We start from the raw sequence: 15,750 nt of genomic DNA, 5'->3' as shown, positions 1-15,750 counted from the left end.
CACAGGGATTTTTGTGATGCTTGAGACTGAGCATCACTCCAAAACCTCAGGGTCAGGGGGTGATGCTGGAGACTGCAGCTTCAACACATGACCTGTGGGAGCTGGCTTGCCAGCGATGCGGGCGCCTCGGTGTTCAGACCTGCGCCTGAGCACCCTCAAACCACGCCAGTTTCTCGCGCAATTGCACCACTTCGCCGACGATCACCAATGTCGGCGCATGCACTTCATGCTCCGCCACCAAACGCGGCAAATCGGCCAGCGTGCCGGTAAAAACCCGCTGATTGACCGTGGTGCCTTGCTGAATGAGCGCCGCCGGGGTATCCGCCGAGCGACCATGCTTGATCAACTGCTCGCAGATCACCGGCAAACCCACCAGGCCCATGTAAAACACGAGCGTCTGCGCCGGCGCGACAAGGTCGACCCACGGTAGATCGGTGGAACCATCCTTCAAATGGCCGGTGACAAAACGCACCGACTGCGCGTGATCGCGGTGAGTCAGCGGAATCCCGGCATACGCCGCGCAACCGCTGGCCGCCGTAATGCCCGGCACCACCTGAAATGGAATGCCGTGGGCCGCCAGCTCTTCAATCTCTTCGCCACCACGGCCGAAGATAAACGGATCGCCACCCTTCAACCGCACCACACGCTTGCCGGCCTTGGCCAGATCGACCAGTTGCTGATTGATCTGGTCTTGCGGCACGGCGTGTTCAGCGCGGCGCTTGCCGACATATACCCGCTCGGCATCGCGACGGCACAGATCGAGAATCGCGGGCGCGACCAAACGGTCATACAACACCACATCGGCTTGCTGCATCAGACGCAAAGCCTTGAAGGTCAGCAAATCCGGATCACCCGGACCTGCGCCCACCAGATACACCTCACCGGTAGTGATGGTCGCTTCACCGTCGATCTTGGCTTGCAGCAGACGTTCGGCTTCAGTGCCTTGGCCGGCCAGCTGCCGATCGGCAATCGGGCCTTGAAAGACGTCTTCCCAAAACCCGCGACGCTGTTGCACATCCGGAAACAGGTTTTTCACCTGATTGCGGAACCGCGCCGCCAGACCGGCCAATTGGCCGTAGGTGGACGGAATCCAGGTTTCGATCTTGGCGCGGATCAAACGGGCCAACACCGGCGCATCACCGCCGCTGGAGATCGCGACGATTAGCGGCGAACGATCAACGATGGCCGGGAAGATCACGCTGCACAAGGCAGGCGCATCGACCACGTTGACCGGCACGCAACGCCGATGAGCATCGGTGGAGACCTGCGCGTTCAGCGTTTCGTCGTCGGTGGCGGCGATAATCAGCACGCAGCCGTCCAGATCCGCCTCGGCGTAACCGCGCAACAGGCACTCGCCACCGCTGGCAACGACCAGTTCACGCAGTTGCGTTTCGATTTCAGGTGCGACCACCCGCAGCAGCGCACCGGCGTCGGCCAGCAGGCGGGATTTGCGCAAGGCAATTTCCCCCCCACCGACGACCAACACACGACTGCCGCGCAGGTTGTGAAACAGCGGCAGATATTTCATTTAACCGATGACCTCAAGGCCACCCATGTACGGCTTCAGTACGTCCGGCACGCGGATCGAACCGTCGGCCTGCTGGTAGTTTTCCAGCACGGCAACGAGGGTACGACCAACCGCCAGGCCGGAGCCGTTCAAGGTGTGTACCAGCTCAGGTTTGCCGGTTTCCGGGTTGCGGAAACGCGCCTGCATGCGGCGGGCCTGGAAATCGCCGCAGTTGGAGCACGACGAAATTTCGCGGTACTTGTCCTGGCTTGGGATCCACACTTCCAGATCGTACGTCTTGACCGCGCTGAAGCCCATGTCGCCCGTGCACAGCGCCAGGGTGCGGTAAGGCAGACCCAGCAACTGAAGGACTTTCTCGGCGTTGGCGGTCAGACCTTCCAGCGCTTCCATCGACGTGGACGGCTCAACGATCTGGACCATTTCAACCTTGTCGAACTGGTGCTGACGGATCATGCCGCGGGTATCACGACCCGACGCGCCGGCTTCGCTACGGAAGCACGGCGTGTGTGCAACGAACTTGATCGGCAGCAGTTTCGAATCGACGATTTCGCCAGCCACGATGTTGGTCAGCGACACTTCGGCGGTCGGGATCAGGTACAGATCGGCTTCGCCTTCGCGGGCGATCTTGAACAGGTCTTCTTCGAACTTCGGCAGTTGACCGGTGCCTTGCAGCGCCGGGGCCTGGACCAGATAAGGCGTGTAGGCCTCTTCATAGCCGTGCTCGTTGACGTGCAGGTTGATCATGAACTGCGCCAGTGCGCGGTGCAGACGGGCGATCGGGCCGCGCAACAGGGCGAAACGTGCGCCGGACAGCTTGGCGGCGGTTTCGAAATCCAGCCAGCCGAACTTCTCGCCCAGGGCTACGTGGTCTTTGACTTCAAAATCAAACGCCGTCGGCGTGCCCCAGCGGCGCACTTCAACGTTGTCGTCTTCGTCTTTGCCGACCGGGACGGATTCGTGCGGCAGGTTGGGGATGCCGAGCAGGATAGAGTCCAGTTCGGTCTGGATCGCGTCCAGTTCGACTTTACCGGCGCTCAATTCGCCTGCCATGCGCTCGACGTCCGCCATCAACGGCGCGATGTCTTCGCCGCGCTGCTTGGCCTGACCGATGGACTTGGAACGCGCGTTACGCTCAGCCTGCAGTGCTTCGGTGCGGGTCTGGACGGTCTTGCGCTGTTCTTCCAGCGCTTCGATGCGCGCGGTATCCAGAGCATAGCCACGGGATGCCAGGCGGTCCGCTACGTCCTGAAGGTTGCTACGTAACAGTTTGGAATCGAGCATGTCGGGTTCTCGTTATCAAAGTTTGGTCAAAGACAGGCCAGCCCAGGTTGCGAGCAGCCCGCCGAATACGCTGAGTGCCGCATAGCCCAGGGCCAGCGGTACTTGCCCGCTTTCCAGCAGGCGCACCGTATCCAGTGAAAAGGATGAAAAAGTCGTCAGCCCCCCGAGGAAGCCAACCATCAACCCGGCGCGTACCTCGATCGGCACTTCCGGGCGTATCAAAAACAGGCCGTACAACACGCCGATCAGCAGACAGCCCACGATATTAACGGCCAGCGTCGCGGTATAGAAGTGCCGCGGCCAATTGGCGGTGACCCAATTGCCGGTAGCGAAGCGCAACAACGTGCCGGCGACCCCGCCAGCGGACACCGCAATAATCAATGGAATCACTATTTTCTCCGCTGTCTTGGGCTTACACGATCGAGTTGCGCGAGGTGATTGAGCTTTTCGCCGATCTTCAACTCAAGGCCTCGGGGCACCGGCTGATAAAACGGGATCGGCTCAAGCTCTTGCGGAAAATAGTCTTCGCCCGCGGCGTAAGCGTCCGGCTCGTCGTGGGCATAACGGTATTCGTCACCGTAACCCAGTTGTTTCATCAGTTTGGTCGGCGCGTTGCGCAGGTGCAACGGCACCTCAAGCGAGCCGTTTTCGGCGGCAGCACGCAACGCGGTCTTGAAGCCCATGTACACCGCATTGCTTTTTGGCGCGCAAGCCAGATACGTGATGGCCTGGGCCACTGCCAACTCGCCTTCCGGGCTGCCGAGGCGTTCCTGCACTTCCCATGCGGCCAGACACAGACTGAGGGCGCGCGGGTCGGCGTTGCCGATGTCTTCGCTGGCCATACGCACCACGCGCCGGGCCAGGTACAGCGGATCGCAACCGCCGTCGATCATCCGCGCGAACCAGTACAGCGCACCGTCGGGATTGGAGCCGCGCACCGATTTGTGCAGCGCCGAAATCTGGTCGTAGAACGCTTCGCCACCCTTGTCGAAACGCCGACGGGTGTCGCCGAGCAGGCTTTGCAGCAGTTCGGTACCGATCTCGCTGTCGTCTTCGGCAAGGTCGGAGGCGTTTTCCAGCAAATTGAGCAGACGCCGGCCATCGCCATCGGCGGCGGACAACAACATCTGGAAGCCTTCGTCGTTCAACGTCAGGTTGCGCTTGCCCAAGCCGCGCTCTTCAGTCAGCGCGCGATGCACGAGCTTGCGCAGCGCCGCTTCGTCGAGGCTTTTCAGAACGTAGACGCGGGCGCGCGACAACAGCGCGTTGTTCAGTTCAAACGAAGGGTTTTCAGTGGTGGCGCCGATGAAGATCAGCGTGCCGTCTTCAACATACGGCAGGAACGCATCCTGCTGGGACTTGTTGAAACGGTGCACTTCATCGACGAACAGAATCGTGCGCTTGCCGTACTGGCCGGCCTGCTGCTTGGCGATTTCAACGGCTTGACGGATCTCCTTGACCCCGGCGAGCACCGCCGACACCGTTTCGAAGTGCGCATCCGAGACCTCCGCGAGCAAACGCGCCAGCGTGGTTTTACCCACGCCCGGCGGGCCCCAGAAAATCATCGAATGCAGAGCTCCCTGCTCCAGCGCCTCACGCAGAGGCTTGCCGCGAGCCAGCAAGTGCTCCTGACCGACGTACTCATCCAGATTGGTCGCACGCAAACGCGCGGCCAGTGGCTGGGCAATCGGTGCACTGCGAAACAGATCCATCACTACCTATGAAACCTCAGTGAGAAGAGCCACTCCCGTGGGAGCGTTTATTCCTGGATAACGTCAGCGCCCTTCGGGATATCGAACTTGAACTTCGACGCTGGCACCGGCTCGTTGGCCTTCACCCCGGTGAACAGGATGTTGGTGCGCTGACCAACGCTGTCGATCAGTTGCATGTCGTTGAGCAGACCGTTGCGGAACGACAGGCGCAGGTTGTCGAACAGCGTGTCCTTGGTTTTCGGCTTGAGGGTGAAGTCGATCACGCCGCCCGCCTCTTTCGCGCTGATGTCGAAGCTCTGGCTGATTTTCGACACGTCACCGGACAGCAGCAGCGCCGGGGTCTGGGTCAGACGTTCGTCGAGTTTCTTGATGGTGGCCTGCTCAAGATCCGGGTCCCACAGGGTGACTTTTTTGCCGTCAGAAACCATGGTTTGCTCGGCCGGCGCATTGGTGTGCCAGTAGAACAGGCCCGGACGCTGCAAGGTCATGTTGCCAGTGGTTTCCTGCAACTGCGTGCCGCCGCCATCAAGGGTCAGCTGCGAGAAGTTTGCGCTCAGGGTCTTGGATGTTTCCAGCAATTGGGTCAGACGCGCCACGTCCTTGTCATCGGCGTGGGCCGTGAGTGTGGTCAGAGCCAGTACTGGCAGCAGCATGCGGATAAGACGCATGGGAGTCCTCTTGAATACTCGTTGGGAGAGCGGCGGCACATCATTGTCCCGCCTCTTGCTTTTGCAATCAGTCGCGTACCGGGCCAGGCGCCAGGACTTCACGCGAACCGTTGGTGTTCATTGATGTGACGACGCCGGCCATTTCCATGGCTTCGATCATCCGTGCCGCGCGGTTGTAGCCGATTTTCAGCTTGCGCTGTACAGCGGAGATCGATGCGCGACGGCTTTCCAGCACGAACTGTACGGCTTCGTCATACAGTGCGTCTGCCTCAGGATCGTCGCCGTCGCCGCCACCGCTGCTGCCTTCAAAGCCGCTGCCCGCCTCTTCGACACCGTTAAGGATGTCGTCGTTATATTCCGGGGCGCCGCGCAGTTTCCACGCCTCGACCACACGATGGACCTCTTCATCGGACACGAACGCACCGTGTACGCGAATCGGCAGGCTGGTGCCCGGTGGCATGTAGAGCATGTCACCGTGGCCGAGCAGTTGTTCGGCGCCGCCCTGATCGATGATGGTTCGGGAGTCGATCTTGCTCGACACCTGGAACGCCATACGGGTCGGAATGTTGGCCTTGATCAGACCGGTGATCACGTCCACCGACGGACGCTGTGTCGCGAGAATCAAGTGAATACCCGCCGCACGCGCCTTTTGGGCGATACGGGCGATCAGCTCTTCAACCTTCTTGCCAACGATCATCATCATGTCGGCGAATTCGTCGACAACCACGACGATGGTCGGCAGCTTCTGCAGCAACGGTGCTTCGTCGTGAATGCTTTCGCGCTTGTACAGCGGATCGCTCAGCGGCTCGCCAGCGTCCTGGGCTTCCTTGACCTTGGCGTTGAAGCCGGACAGGTTTCGCACGCCCATCTTCGCCATCAGCTTGTAACGACGCTCCATCTCGGCGACGCTCCAGCGCAGGGCGTTGGCGGCGTCCTTCATGTCGGTCACCACCGGGCATAGCAGGTGCGGAATGCCTTCGTAGATCGACAATTCGAGCATCTTCGGGTCGATCATGATCAGCTTGGCGTCTTCCGGGCCAGACTTGAACAGGATCGACAGGATCATCGCGTTCACACCCACCGACTTACCGGAACCGGTCGTACCGGCCACCAGCAAGTGCGGCATCTTCGCCAGGTCAGTGATGACCGGTTTGCCACCAATGTCGTGACCCAGCGCCAGCGTGACCGGCGATTTGAAGTTGTCGTACTCGGGCGTCGACAGCACTTCGGAGAAGCGCACGATCTGCCGGTCTTCGTTGGGAATCTCGATGCCGACGGTAGTCTTGCCCGGAATGACCTCGACCACCCGCACACTGGTCACTGCCAGGGAGCGCGCCAGGTCTTTTGCCAGGTTGGAGATACGGCTGACCTTGACGCCCGCGGCCGGCTGGATTTCGTACCGGGTGATCACCGGACCCGGATGGATCGAGTCGACGGTGACTTCGACGCCGAACTCCTTGAGCTTGATCTCCAGCAAGTGGCCGACCGCAGCCAGCGACTCCGGCGAGTAATTGAGTTGTTTCTTTTCCGCAGGATCGAGGATCGAGATTGGCGGCAAGGTGCCTTCCACCGCGCTGTCGACAAACAACGGTGCCTGTTTCTCTTTCTGCACGCGCTTGCTCGGCTCGGGCGCTTTGGGCGGCGCCGGGGCGATGACCGGTGGCACCTGTTTTTCGCGATCGGACATGTGCTTGCTCAGCGCCTGCTCACGCTCGATCAGGCGTTCCTTGACCTTGGCCTGTTCACGCTTGTCGGTGACGGTCGGTGCGACCACATCATGTACGCGATCATCGACTTCACGCAGTTGCGCAACCAGTTGCTTGCGCTCGGCGCGGGCCGACCACCAGCGGTTTAGCGCCCCCTGGAACAGTTCGAACAGGTCCAGGGTGATCTTGCCGGTGATGTCCATCACCTTGAACCACGACAGGTCGGTGAACACCGTCAGGCCGAACAGAAACAGCGCAATGAACAGCAACGTGCTGCCCTGAATATTGAATGCGTTCTTCGCCAGGTCGCCGAGGCTCTCGCCCAGCGCACCACCGGCACCGGCCGGCAGACCGGTTGCAGCGTGAAAATGGATATGCGCCAGCGCCGCACCGGAAAGAATAAGGAATACCAGGCCGATCAGGCGCCAGGAGAACAGCCAGCCGCTCCACTGCCATGGCTCGTGGCGCTGACGGAAGATCTGGTAGGCCTTGACCGCCAGCAACAACGGAAAGATGTAGGCGAAGTAACCGAGCACCATGAACAGAATGTCGGCGCTGTAGGAGCCCGCCGGGCCGCCGAAGTTCTGCACATCGTCGATCTTGCTGTTGTGGCTCCAGCCCGGATCGTCCTTGCCGTAGGTCAGCAAAGCCATCATCAGGAACAGGCACAGCGCGCCAATGGCGATCAATGCACCTTCCTTGAGCCGGTAGTGCAACTGTTGGCGCCAGAGCGGAACGACTGTTTTTGGTGCTTCGGTGGATTTCTTCAAAACGCTACTTTTCCTGCGCCCGAGGCGCGTCCATCTATTGAATGACGATAAAAAACTGCCCAATCAAGGCAGGTAAAAAAGTTGACGGGCACAACCGAGACTACTTTTAACACTGAGCGGCAGCTTTTACATACACAGCTATAAACACGCTAACCGGCAAATATTGTGTAACAGCCCGACATTGTACGGGTTTGTGCGTCCGATGCCATGGTTCAGACCCGCAGCATGGAGCATAGCCAAGCGCGCAAAACCTGCGATCCAATTTGAGCATGCATTGTCTTTTGTGACAAAGGCTTATGAGGTGTATTTGATGAACGTAGCGAAGCATTGACACCCAGCCCCTGCGAACGACCGCAGGCCGCCTGCCAGGCCCACTGCAGACATGTCGCGGGCCGGCGCGCAGCGCTCGCTTACGACCGCATCCAGCGCGCCAAGTTGCAACACCGCAAACGTCGAGCAGGATCGGCACGACAATCGCCGCATTTCGCGGCACACTTTACCGCGGGCCGAACAGCCCGCACCGCCCTCCCCTTCTGCAAGCCTGGATGCCATGCTGACTTGGTTACAACGTAATTCCCTGACTTTTCCGCCGCTGGAAAAGGCCATGCGCGAACCCAACGGATTGCTCGCCGCCGGCGGCGACCTCTCCGCCGACCGCCTGATCCAGGCGTATCGTCATGGCTGCTTTCCGTGGTTTTCCGAAGGTCAGCCGATTCTCTGGTGGTCGCCTGATCCTCGCACTGTGCTGTTTCCCGACGAACTGCATGTTTCGCGCAGTCTGGGCAAATTGCTGCGCAAGGAGCGCTATGAGGTGACTTTCGATAAAGACTTCGATGCCGTGATCCGTGCCTGCGCCGCGCCAAGGGATTACGCCGACGGCACCTGGATCACGGCGGCCATGCAGGACGCCTACGTTGAACTGCACCGGCGCGGCTTCGCTCATTCGGTGGAAGTGTGGGATCAGGGCGAACTGGTCGGTGGCCTTTACGGACTGGCGATGGGGCAGCTGTTTTTTGGCGAATCGATGTTCAGCCGCGCCGATAATGCTTCCAAGTATGGCTTTGCCACGCTGGTCCGACATCTGCAAGCATCAGGATTCGTGCTGATCGACTGCCAGATGCCCACCGACCACCTGCACAGCCTCGGTGCCCGGGCGATTCCCCGCCGCGAATTCGCGGGCTATCTGGCAAGGCATCTGGATCAGCCCAATCGTGCCACCTGGGTTTGCTGAGCGACTTTTGCGCGCGTGGCTTACACTTAATTCACCAGCTTATCCCGAGGGTTGATCATGACCGAGTTGGCGCGATTGAAGTTCTATGCCACTCAGCCTCACTCTTGCAGCTATCTGCCCGAGGAGCAGGCTACTACCCTGTTTCTCGACCCTAGTCAGCCCATGGATGTGCATGTCTACGCAGACCTGTCGGAAATGGGCTTTCGTCGCAGCGGCGATCATCTGTACCGCCCCCATTGCCAGAATTGCAATGCGTGTGTGCCTGCACGCATCCCGGTGGCGCAGTTCATCCCCAATCGTCAGCAGAAGCGGATTTTCAAGCGCAACGCCGACTTGCAGGTACAGCCGGCGAAACCGGCGTTCAGTGAGGAATACTTCGAGCTATACCAACGCTACATCGAACAGCGCCACGCCGATGGCGACATGTACCCGCCGAGCCGTGATCAATTCTCGACGTTTCTGGTACGCGATCTGCCCTTCTCACGCTTTTACGAGTTCCGACTCGACGGACGGTTGCTGGCGGTAGCCGTGACCGATTTGCTGCCGAACGGCTTGTCAGCGGTCTACACCTTTTACGAGCCGGCCGAAGAACGGCGCAGCCTTGGACGTTTCGCAATCCTGTGGCAAATCGCCGAGAGTCAGCGCCGCGGACTTGAAGCGGTCTACCTCGGTTACTGGATCAAGAATTGCAAAAAAATGAACTACAAGACCCAATATCGCCCCATCGAACTGCTGATTAATCAGCGCTGGGTGATCCTGAACTAACGACAAGCCGTAAACCCCTTGGCGTAAACACCATTTTTCGGGCACAATGCACGCCGCTTTTGCCTGGCGCAGTTGCACCGGGCCATTCATTGGATACCGAGGGCTTTACTGCATGTCGAAAGAAGACAGCTTCGAAATGGAAGGCACTGTCGTCGACACCCTGCCCAACACCATGTTTCGTGTGGAGTTGGAAAATGGGCACGTCGTAACCGCGCATATTTCCGGCAAGATGCGCAAGAACTACATTCGTATTCTTACCGGTGACAAAGTGCGCGTCGAGCTGACGCCCTATGACTTGAGCAAAGGGCGCATCACTTACCGCGCTCGCTAATCAAGTCAATACAAGACGCCCGGCTTTATGCCGGGCGTTTTTGTGTCTGGGGTTTGGGGGGCTTTAAGATCTTGGGGTTTTGGGTGTATATCCGTTGTTGCGGGTGCTGCCGCTGACGGTTTCGCTCTTACAGCGACTCACTTTTCCAGACGCCGAAAAGTAAGCGAAGGGCTTTGCCCCGGCGTACGGCACTTCGCTGAGGCTCAGTGTTCCCTCGCTACGGTGTCCATCCGGGGGCATCGACTACGGTTTGCTGCGCTGCACCTCCTCTCGATGTATGCGGCTACGCCGCACGGCGCTGCGCGCCTAACCCCCGGATAAACACCTTCGCTCGGCCTGCCGATGGGGCAAAAGATCAAAAGCCGAAGCAAGATCAAGAGCCAGATCAAGAGCCCCTCACCCTAGCCCTCTCCCGGAGGGAGAGGGGACTGACCGGGGTGCTTGGGCGAACTACGCCGACGTGCGATACCGAGTCGAACTCAGGCTTTGAAAGCACACAAATCGGTCCCTCTCCCTCTCTCTCCGGGAGAGGGTTGGGGTGAGGGGCGAATCCACTACAAAATCAAATCCGAACACCCGCTCTTCACCACTCAACAGGATGAGCGTTAGCTCGGCTGCAGCTCTTGATCTTGATCCACGGGCGACGTCGGAAGGCTGAGGGGAGGGATTGATCCGGGGGTGGGAGCGCAGCGACCGTTTGGCGAAGCCAAACACAGCGAGAGGAGGTGCAGCGCAGCAAACCGGAGACGCTGCACCCGGATCGATCCCGGAGCGAAGGGACCCCGAGCCCCAGCGAGCGGGCCGCACGTAGGAGCAAGCGTTTTTTGCTTACTTTTTTTGGCGCTTGAAAAAAAGTGAGTCGCCGTAAGGGCGAAACCGTAATAAGCCATCACCGCAGCAACGGATATTCACCCAAAAACGCCTGACAACAAAAAGGCGCCCGAAGGCGCCTTTCGCTTACAACAGGCCGTCAGGCCATCTCAGCCGTAGTTTCGAAGTCAAAGGTCATCTCACCATCCTTGATGTCGATGTGAACCACACCACCATGCTCAGCCAACTCGCCAAACAGAATCTCCTCCGCTAGCGGACGCTTGATCTTGTCCTGGATCAGACGCGCCATCGGACGTGCGCCCATTGCCGAGTCGTAACCACCGGCCGCCAGCCAACTGCGCGCCGCATCGGTAACTTCCAGTAGCACCCGCTTGTCTTCCAGCTGCGCCTGAAGCTCGGTAAGGAACTTGTCCACCACACTCTTGATGACCTCATGACTGAGGCGACCAAACTGGATAATGGTGTCCAGACGGTTACGGAATTCCGGCGTGAAGCTCTTCTTGATCACTTCCATCGCATCAGACGAGTGATCCTGATGAGTGAAACCGATCGAAGCACGCGCGGCCGTTTCGGCACCGGCGTTGGTGGTCATGATCACGATCACGTTGCGGAAATCCGCCTTGCGCCCGTTGTTATCGGTCAGCGTGCCGTGATCCATCACCTGCAGCAGCAGGTTGAAGACTTCCGGGTGCGCCTTCTCGATTTCATCGAGCAGCAATACGCAATGCGGCTGCTTGGTAATCGCCTCGGTCAACAGACCGCCCTGATCAAAGCCGACATAGCCGGGAGGCGCACCGATCAGACGCGATACGGTGTGACGCTCCATGTACTCGGACATGTCGAAGCGAACCAGCTCGATACCCAGCGCCTTGGCCAATTGCCGCGCCGCCTCGGTTTTACCGACACCGGTTGGCCCTGCGAACAGGAACGAGCCGACTGGCTTGTCTGGCGACTTGAGGCCTGCACGGGACAGCTTGATCGCAGTGGACAGCGAATCGATCGCCGCATCCTGACCAAATACCGTCAGCTTCAAATCGCGCTCGAGGTTACGCAGCAGTTCCTTGTCGGAACTGGTGACGTGCTTCGGGGGAATCCGTGCAATCTTCGCCACGATGTCTTCGACGTGCGGCACTTCGATACGCTTGGCGCGTTTCTCGACCGGCTGCAGGCGCTGGTAAGCGCCGGCTTCGTCAATGACGTCGATGGCTTTGTCCGGCATGTGCCGGTCGTTGATGTAGCGCGAAGCCAGTTCGGCAGCGGCGCGCAACGCCTCATCGCTGTACTCGATGTTGTGATGCGCTTCGAAACGCCCTTTCAGGCCGCGCAGGATACCGATGGTGTCTTCCACCGACGGCTCGACGACATCGACCTTCTGGAAGCGTCGTGCAAGCGCACGATCCTTCTCGAAGATGCCGCGAAATTCCTGGAACGTAGTCGAGCCGATGCAACGAATGTCGCCAGACGATAGCAAAGGCTTGAGCAGGTTCGACGCATCCATCACGCCACCCGACGCAGCACCGGCACCAATAATGGTGTGGATCTCGTCGATGAACAGAATGGCTTGCGGACGTTTCTTCAGCTCGTTGAGCAGCGCCTTGAAGCGCTTCTCAAAGTCACCGCGATACTTGGTGCCCGCGAGCAGAGCACCGAGATCAAGGGAATATACAACGCTGCCTGCCAGCAGGTCTGGCACCTGGTTATCGACAATACGCTTGGCCAGGCCTTCGGCAATCGCGGTTTTACCCACGCCCGCCTCGCCTACCAGCAGCGGATTGTTCTTGCGACGACGCGCGAGGATCTGCGCGACGCGCTCGACTTCCAGTTCGCGTCCGACCAACGGATCAATACGACCCTGTCGCGCCAGTTCGTTGAGATTGCTGGCATAAGCATCCAGAGGATTGCCTGAAGAAGAAGACTCACCGCCCTCATCGTCCTGCATATCTTGTTCACCTTCAGAGTGATCGCCATGCCCCGGCACTTTGGAAATACCGTGCGCGATGTAATTGACGACATCGATGCGCGCCACGCTCTGCTGTTTCAGCAGAAACACTGCCTGGCTCTCTTGCTCACTGAAGATTGCAACCAGCACGTTGGCGCCAGTCACTTCGCGTTTGCCCGAGCTCTGCACGTGGAAAACAGCACGCTGCAGGACACGCTGAAAGCCCAGGGTTGGCTGGGTTTCGCGATCCTCGTCATGGACGGGGATCAATGGCGTGGTAGAGTCGATGAACTCCTGCAGGTCGTGCTTCAGTTTGTCGAGGTTCGCGCCGCAGGCACGCAAAACGGTGGCGGCAGCCTCATTGTCCAATAGGGCCAGCAGAAGGTGTTCGACAGTCATGAATTCATGACGTTTCGAACGAGCCTCCTTGAAGGCAAGATTGAGGGTGACTTCGAGCTCGCGGTTTAACATAGCTTCACCTCATACCCAAGTGGTCGGCGATTAACCGTCCTTCTCGATTTCACAGAGTAGCGGATGCTGGCTTTCCCTGGCGTACTGGTTGACCTGCATGGCCTTTGTCTCGGCGATGTCGCGGGTAAACACTCCACATACTGCCCGTCCTTCTGTGTGGACGGCCAGCATGACCTTGGTCGCCAGCTCGCGATTCAGGTTAAAAAACACCTCGAGCACTTCGACGACGAAATCCATCGGTGTGTAGTCATCGTTGAACAAAACCACCTTGTACATCGGCGGCGCCTGTAACGCAGGCTTTGCCTCCTGAACAGCAACGCCCGCCGAATCGTCGTCGCGTTCCTCCGGGTGATCCTTTTGGAGAGTCGGGCGATCCTGATTGAATGTTAGTCGAATCTGGCTGATTGCATGCATGGAAAGAAAGGTTCGTCAGTTGTGCAGATACAGTGGTGGGGGCGGTTGTCCACGTTTTCAACTCCGACTGCCCGGTCACCTTGACTATCGGGAAAACGGTGTTACAACCAATAGAGCCCACAGTGGGTAAAAAAGATCCGCGGAGTCAATTCTTTTAACGGATTAGATTGCGGATGACTTGGATGATACTCCAGCGATGGAGTCTGTTGCAGAGGGATTTGAGCATGGCTGTCGGCAAGGTGAAATGGTTCAACAATGCCAAGGGGTACGGGTTCATCATTGAGGATGGCAAAGAAGAAGATCTGTTTGCTCACTACTCGGCAATCCAGATGGATGGATATAAAACCCTGAAAGCCGGGCAGCCTGTGGCCTTCAGTATAATTCAGGGCCCCAAGGGGCTGCATGCCACCGATATCAAAAACGTCGTTACCGACCCCTCTAACGCCGCCGAAAATGCTGCTGCCGGTACCGCTGCGGCTGCCGCAACGGCCACTGCGCTGAGCTGACTGATTCTCGCCTGACCATTCAGGCATAAAAAAACCGCCTGACTCAATCGATCGAGCCAGGCGGTTTTTACGTGCCCGCGAGCTTTACATGTGCGAGATCAGCGCATCTCCGAAGCCCGAAGACGAAACCAGCTTGGCCCCCTCCATCAGACGCTCGAAGTCATAAGTCACAGTCTTGGCGCTGATGGCGCCGTTGGTGCCCTTGATGATCAGATCCGCCGCCTCGGTCCAGCCCATGTGCCGCAGCATCATTTCTGCCGACAGAATCAACGAACCCGGGTTGACCTGATCCTTGCCGGCATACTTCGGTGCGGTCCCGTGGGTGGCTTCGAACATCGCCACGGTGTCGGACAGGTTGGCGCCCGGCGCAATACCGATACCGCCCACTTCCGCCGCTAGGGCGTCGGAGAGGTAATCACCGTTGAGGTTCAGCGTCGCGATCACATCGTATTCGGCCGGGCGCAGCAGGATCTGCTGGAGCATGGCGTCGGCGATGGCGTCTTTGACCACGACGTTTTTACCGGTTTTCGGGTTTTTGAACTGCATCCACGGGCCGCCGTCGAGCAGCGTCGCACCGAATTCTTCAGCCGCCACCTCATAGGCCCACTCTTTGAAGGCACCTTCGGTGAACTTCATGATGTTGCCTTTGTGCACGATGGTCAGCGAATCGCGGTCGTTGTCGACCACGTATTGCAGAGCCTTGCGCGCCAGACGCTTGGTACCCTCCAGGGAAACCGGCTTGACGCCGATGCCGCAATTTTCGTCGAAACGGATCTTGGTGACGCCCATTTCTTCTTTAAGGAATTTGATGACCTTGGTCGCCTCCGGCGAACCGGCCTTCCACTCGATACCGGCATAGATGTCTTCGGAGTTCTCGCGGAAAATCGTCATGTCGACGTCGCCAGGCTTTTTCACCGGGCTTGGCACGCCTTCGAACCAGCGCACCGGGCGCAGGCAGACGTAGAGGTCGAGTTGCTGACGCAGGGCCACGTTCAGCGAGCGGATGCCGCCTCCGACCGGGGTGGTCAGCGGGCCTTTGATGGAAACCACGTAATCCTTGACTGCGTCCAGGGTTTCCTGAGGCAGCCAGGTGTCCTGATCGTAAACCTGAGTGGCTTTTTCCCCGGCGTAGACTTCCATCCAGGAAATCTTGCGCTTGCCGCCGTATGCCTTTTGAACTGCAGCATCGACAACCTTGATCATCACCGGACTGATGTCGACACCAATGCCGTCACCTTCGATGAAGGGGATGATCGGGTTATCAGGAACATTGAGAGAATGGTCTGCATTGACGGAGATTTTGTCGCCGACGGCTGGAACCTGAATCTTCTTGTAACCCATGCTGAACTCCATTGTTTGGATTGAACATCTGGCTTGGTTCGAGCGTAACCCAGTTAAATCAACACGCAAACCCTCTGTTCGCGGCGCAGGCACATCTGATTTCGTACAAGCCTGAAAGCAAAGGGAAAAGCGCCAAACTCAAGCATTCGCGACGACTCTACGCCCCACCCCGCCCTGCGACCTTTAGACCAATGGACGAGAATCGTTGCATATGAACCATCGGCAGATTGCCAGCTACCTATGTATAATGCCGCCC

13 protein-coding genes are annotated in these 15,750 nt (G+C 58.8%); 4 read left to right on the top strand and 9 right to left on the bottom strand.

Annotated elements, in window-relative coordinates; genetic code table 11:
* Positions 1 to 133: 133 nt before the first annotated feature.
* The 6 genes from cysG to AB4P91_RS16000 all read right to left on the bottom strand — a co-directional run bounded on the left by cysG (position 134) and on the right by AB4P91_RS16000 (position 7,665).
* A complete protein-coding gene (gene cysG / locus AB4P91_RS16025) occupies positions 134 to 1,528 on the bottom strand; it encodes a siroheme synthase CysG (RefSeq protein WP_150592298.1) in 1,395 nt (464 codons plus the stop codon).
* Positions 1,529 to 2,809 (bottom strand): serine--tRNA ligase, encoded by a 1,281-nt coding sequence (gene serS, locus AB4P91_RS16020; RefSeq protein ID WP_150592299.1) that lies wholly within the window; start codon positions 2,807 to 2,809, stop codon positions 1,529 to 1,531.
* Positions 2,810 to 2,824: 15 nt separating this feature from the next.
* The gene (gene crcB, locus AB4P91_RS16015; protein ID WP_042559847.1) at positions 2,825 to 3,199 is read right to left on the bottom strand and encodes a fluoride efflux transporter CrcB; all 375 of its coding nucleotides are present in this window, start codon (positions 3,197 to 3,199) and stop codon (positions 2,825 to 2,827) included.
* Positions 3,199 to 4,521 (bottom strand): replication-associated recombination protein A, encoded by a 1,323-nt coding sequence (locus tag AB4P91_RS16010; protein ID WP_150597241.1) that lies wholly within the window; start codon positions 4,519 to 4,521, stop codon positions 3,199 to 3,201. Before AB4P91_RS16010 ends, crcB begins: the two co-directional genes overlap by 1 nt.
* Positions 4,522 to 4,568: 47 nt before the next feature.
* The gene (gene lolA / locus AB4P91_RS16005) at positions 4,569 to 5,189 is read right to left on the bottom strand and encodes an outer membrane lipoprotein chaperone LolA (protein WP_042559849.1); all 621 of its coding nucleotides are present in this window, start codon (positions 5,187 to 5,189) and stop codon (positions 4,569 to 4,571) included.
* A gap of 67 nt (positions 5,190 to 5,256) precedes the next feature.
* Positions 5,257 to 7,665: a DNA translocase FtsK gene (locus AB4P91_RS16000; protein ID WP_395603167.1), complete on the bottom strand. Its 2,409-nt coding sequence runs from the start codon at positions 7,663 to 7,665 to the stop codon at positions 5,257 to 5,259.
* A 550-nt stretch (positions 7,666 to 8,215) separates the two neighbouring features.
* Between AB4P91_RS16000 and aat the strand changes: the two genes are divergently transcribed.
* The 3 genes from aat to infA all read left to right on the top strand — a co-directional run bounded on the left by aat (position 8,216) and on the right by infA (position 9,992).
* Positions 8,216 to 8,896: a leucyl/phenylalanyl-tRNA--protein transferase gene (aat, locus tag AB4P91_RS15995; protein WP_150592591.1), complete on the top strand. Its 681-nt coding sequence runs from the start codon at positions 8,216 to 8,218 to the stop codon at positions 8,894 to 8,896.
* A 57-nt stretch (positions 8,897 to 8,953) separates the two neighbouring features.
* Positions 8,954 to 9,661 (top strand): arginyltransferase, encoded by a 708-nt coding sequence (locus AB4P91_RS15990; protein ID WP_150592302.1) that lies wholly within the window; start codon positions 8,954 to 8,956, stop codon positions 9,659 to 9,661.
* Between the two features lie 112 nt (positions 9,662 to 9,773).
* Complete coding sequence (infA, locus tag AB4P91_RS15985) at positions 9,774 to 9,992, top strand: translation initiation factor IF-1 (protein ID WP_002553999.1); 219 nt, start codon at positions 9,774 to 9,776, stop codon at positions 9,990 to 9,992.
* Between the two features lie 970 nt (positions 9,993 to 10,962).
* On the opposite strand, the gene clpA is transcribed toward infA, so the two are convergent.
* Together clpA and clpS are read right to left on the bottom strand one after the other, a co-directional pair.
* A complete protein-coding gene (gene clpA, locus AB4P91_RS15980) occupies positions 10,963 to 13,233 on the bottom strand; it encodes an ATP-dependent Clp protease ATP-binding subunit ClpA (RefSeq protein WP_047301913.1) in 2,271 nt (756 codons plus the stop codon).
* Between the two features lie 30 nt (positions 13,234 to 13,263).
* Positions 13,264 to 13,647, bottom strand: coding sequence for an ATP-dependent Clp protease adapter ClpS (gene clpS / locus AB4P91_RS15975; protein WP_042559854.1), 384 nt, complete (start codon positions 13,645 to 13,647; stop codon positions 13,264 to 13,266).
* 224 nt (positions 13,648 to 13,871) lie between these two features.
* On the opposite strand from clpS, the gene cspD reads away from it, so the two are divergent.
* Positions 13,872 to 14,153: a cold shock domain-containing protein CspD gene (gene cspD, locus AB4P91_RS15970; RefSeq protein WP_395603166.1), complete on the top strand. Its 282-nt coding sequence runs from the start codon at positions 13,872 to 13,874 to the stop codon at positions 14,151 to 14,153.
* Between the two features lie 84 nt (positions 14,154 to 14,237).
* Here the strand turns inward: cspD and icd are convergent, their stop codons facing one another.
* Positions 14,238 to 15,494, bottom strand: coding sequence for an NADP-dependent isocitrate dehydrogenase (icd, locus tag AB4P91_RS15965; RefSeq protein WP_150597244.1), 1,257 nt, complete (start codon positions 15,492 to 15,494; stop codon positions 14,238 to 14,240).
* Positions 15,495 to 15,750 lie beyond the last annotated feature (256 nt).

It is taken from the genome of Pseudomonas sp. B21128 (assembly GCF_044218865.1).
GTDB classification, from domain to species: domain Bacteria; phylum Pseudomonadota; class Gammaproteobacteria; order Pseudomonadales; family Pseudomonadaceae; genus Aquipseudomonas; species Aquipseudomonas iridis.
This window is presented reverse-complemented; position numbering and strand designations above follow the sequence as displayed.

What these genes read in the sequence shown, in the direction of transcription:
- cysG (WP_150592298.1), bottom strand. Translation starts at nt 1,528, where the DNA reads ATGAAATATCTGCCGCTGTTTCACAACCTGCGCGGCAGTCGTGTGTTG.
- serS (WP_150592299.1), bottom strand. Translation starts at nt 2,809, where the DNA reads ATGCTCGATTCCAAACTGTTACGTAGCAACCTTCAGGACGTAGCGGAC.
- AB4P91_RS16010 (WP_150597241.1), bottom strand. Translation starts at nt 4,521, where the DNA reads ATGGATCTGTTTCGCAGTGCACCGATTGCCCAGCCACTGGCCGCGCGT.
- lolA (WP_042559849.1), bottom strand. Translation starts at nt 5,189, where the DNA reads ATGCGTCTTATCCGCATGCTGCTGCCAGTACTGGCTCTGACCACACTC.
- aat (WP_150592591.1), top strand. Translation starts at nt 8,216, where the DNA reads ATGCTGACTTGGTTACAACGTAATTCCCTGACTTTTCCGCCGCTGGAA.
- AB4P91_RS15990 (WP_150592302.1), top strand. Translation starts at nt 8,954, where the DNA reads ATGACCGAGTTGGCGCGATTGAAGTTCTATGCCACTCAGCCTCACTCT.
- infA (WP_002553999.1), top strand. Translation starts at nt 9,774, where the DNA reads ATGTCGAAAGAAGACAGCTTCGAAATGGAAGGCACTGTCGTCGACACC.
- clpA (WP_047301913.1), bottom strand. Translation starts at nt 13,233, where the DNA reads ATGTTAAACCGCGAGCTCGAAGTCACCCTCAATCTTGCCTTCAAGGAG.
- clpS (WP_042559854.1), bottom strand. Translation starts at nt 13,647, where the DNA reads ATGCATGCAATCAGCCAGATTCGACTAACATTCAATCAGGATCGCCCG.
- cspD (WP_395603166.1), top strand. Translation starts at nt 13,872, where the DNA reads ATGGCTGTCGGCAAGGTGAAATGGTTCAACAATGCCAAGGGGTACGGG.
- icd (WP_150597244.1), bottom strand. Translation starts at nt 15,494, where the DNA reads ATGGGTTACAAGAAGATTCAGGTTCCAGCCGTCGGCGACAAAATCTCC.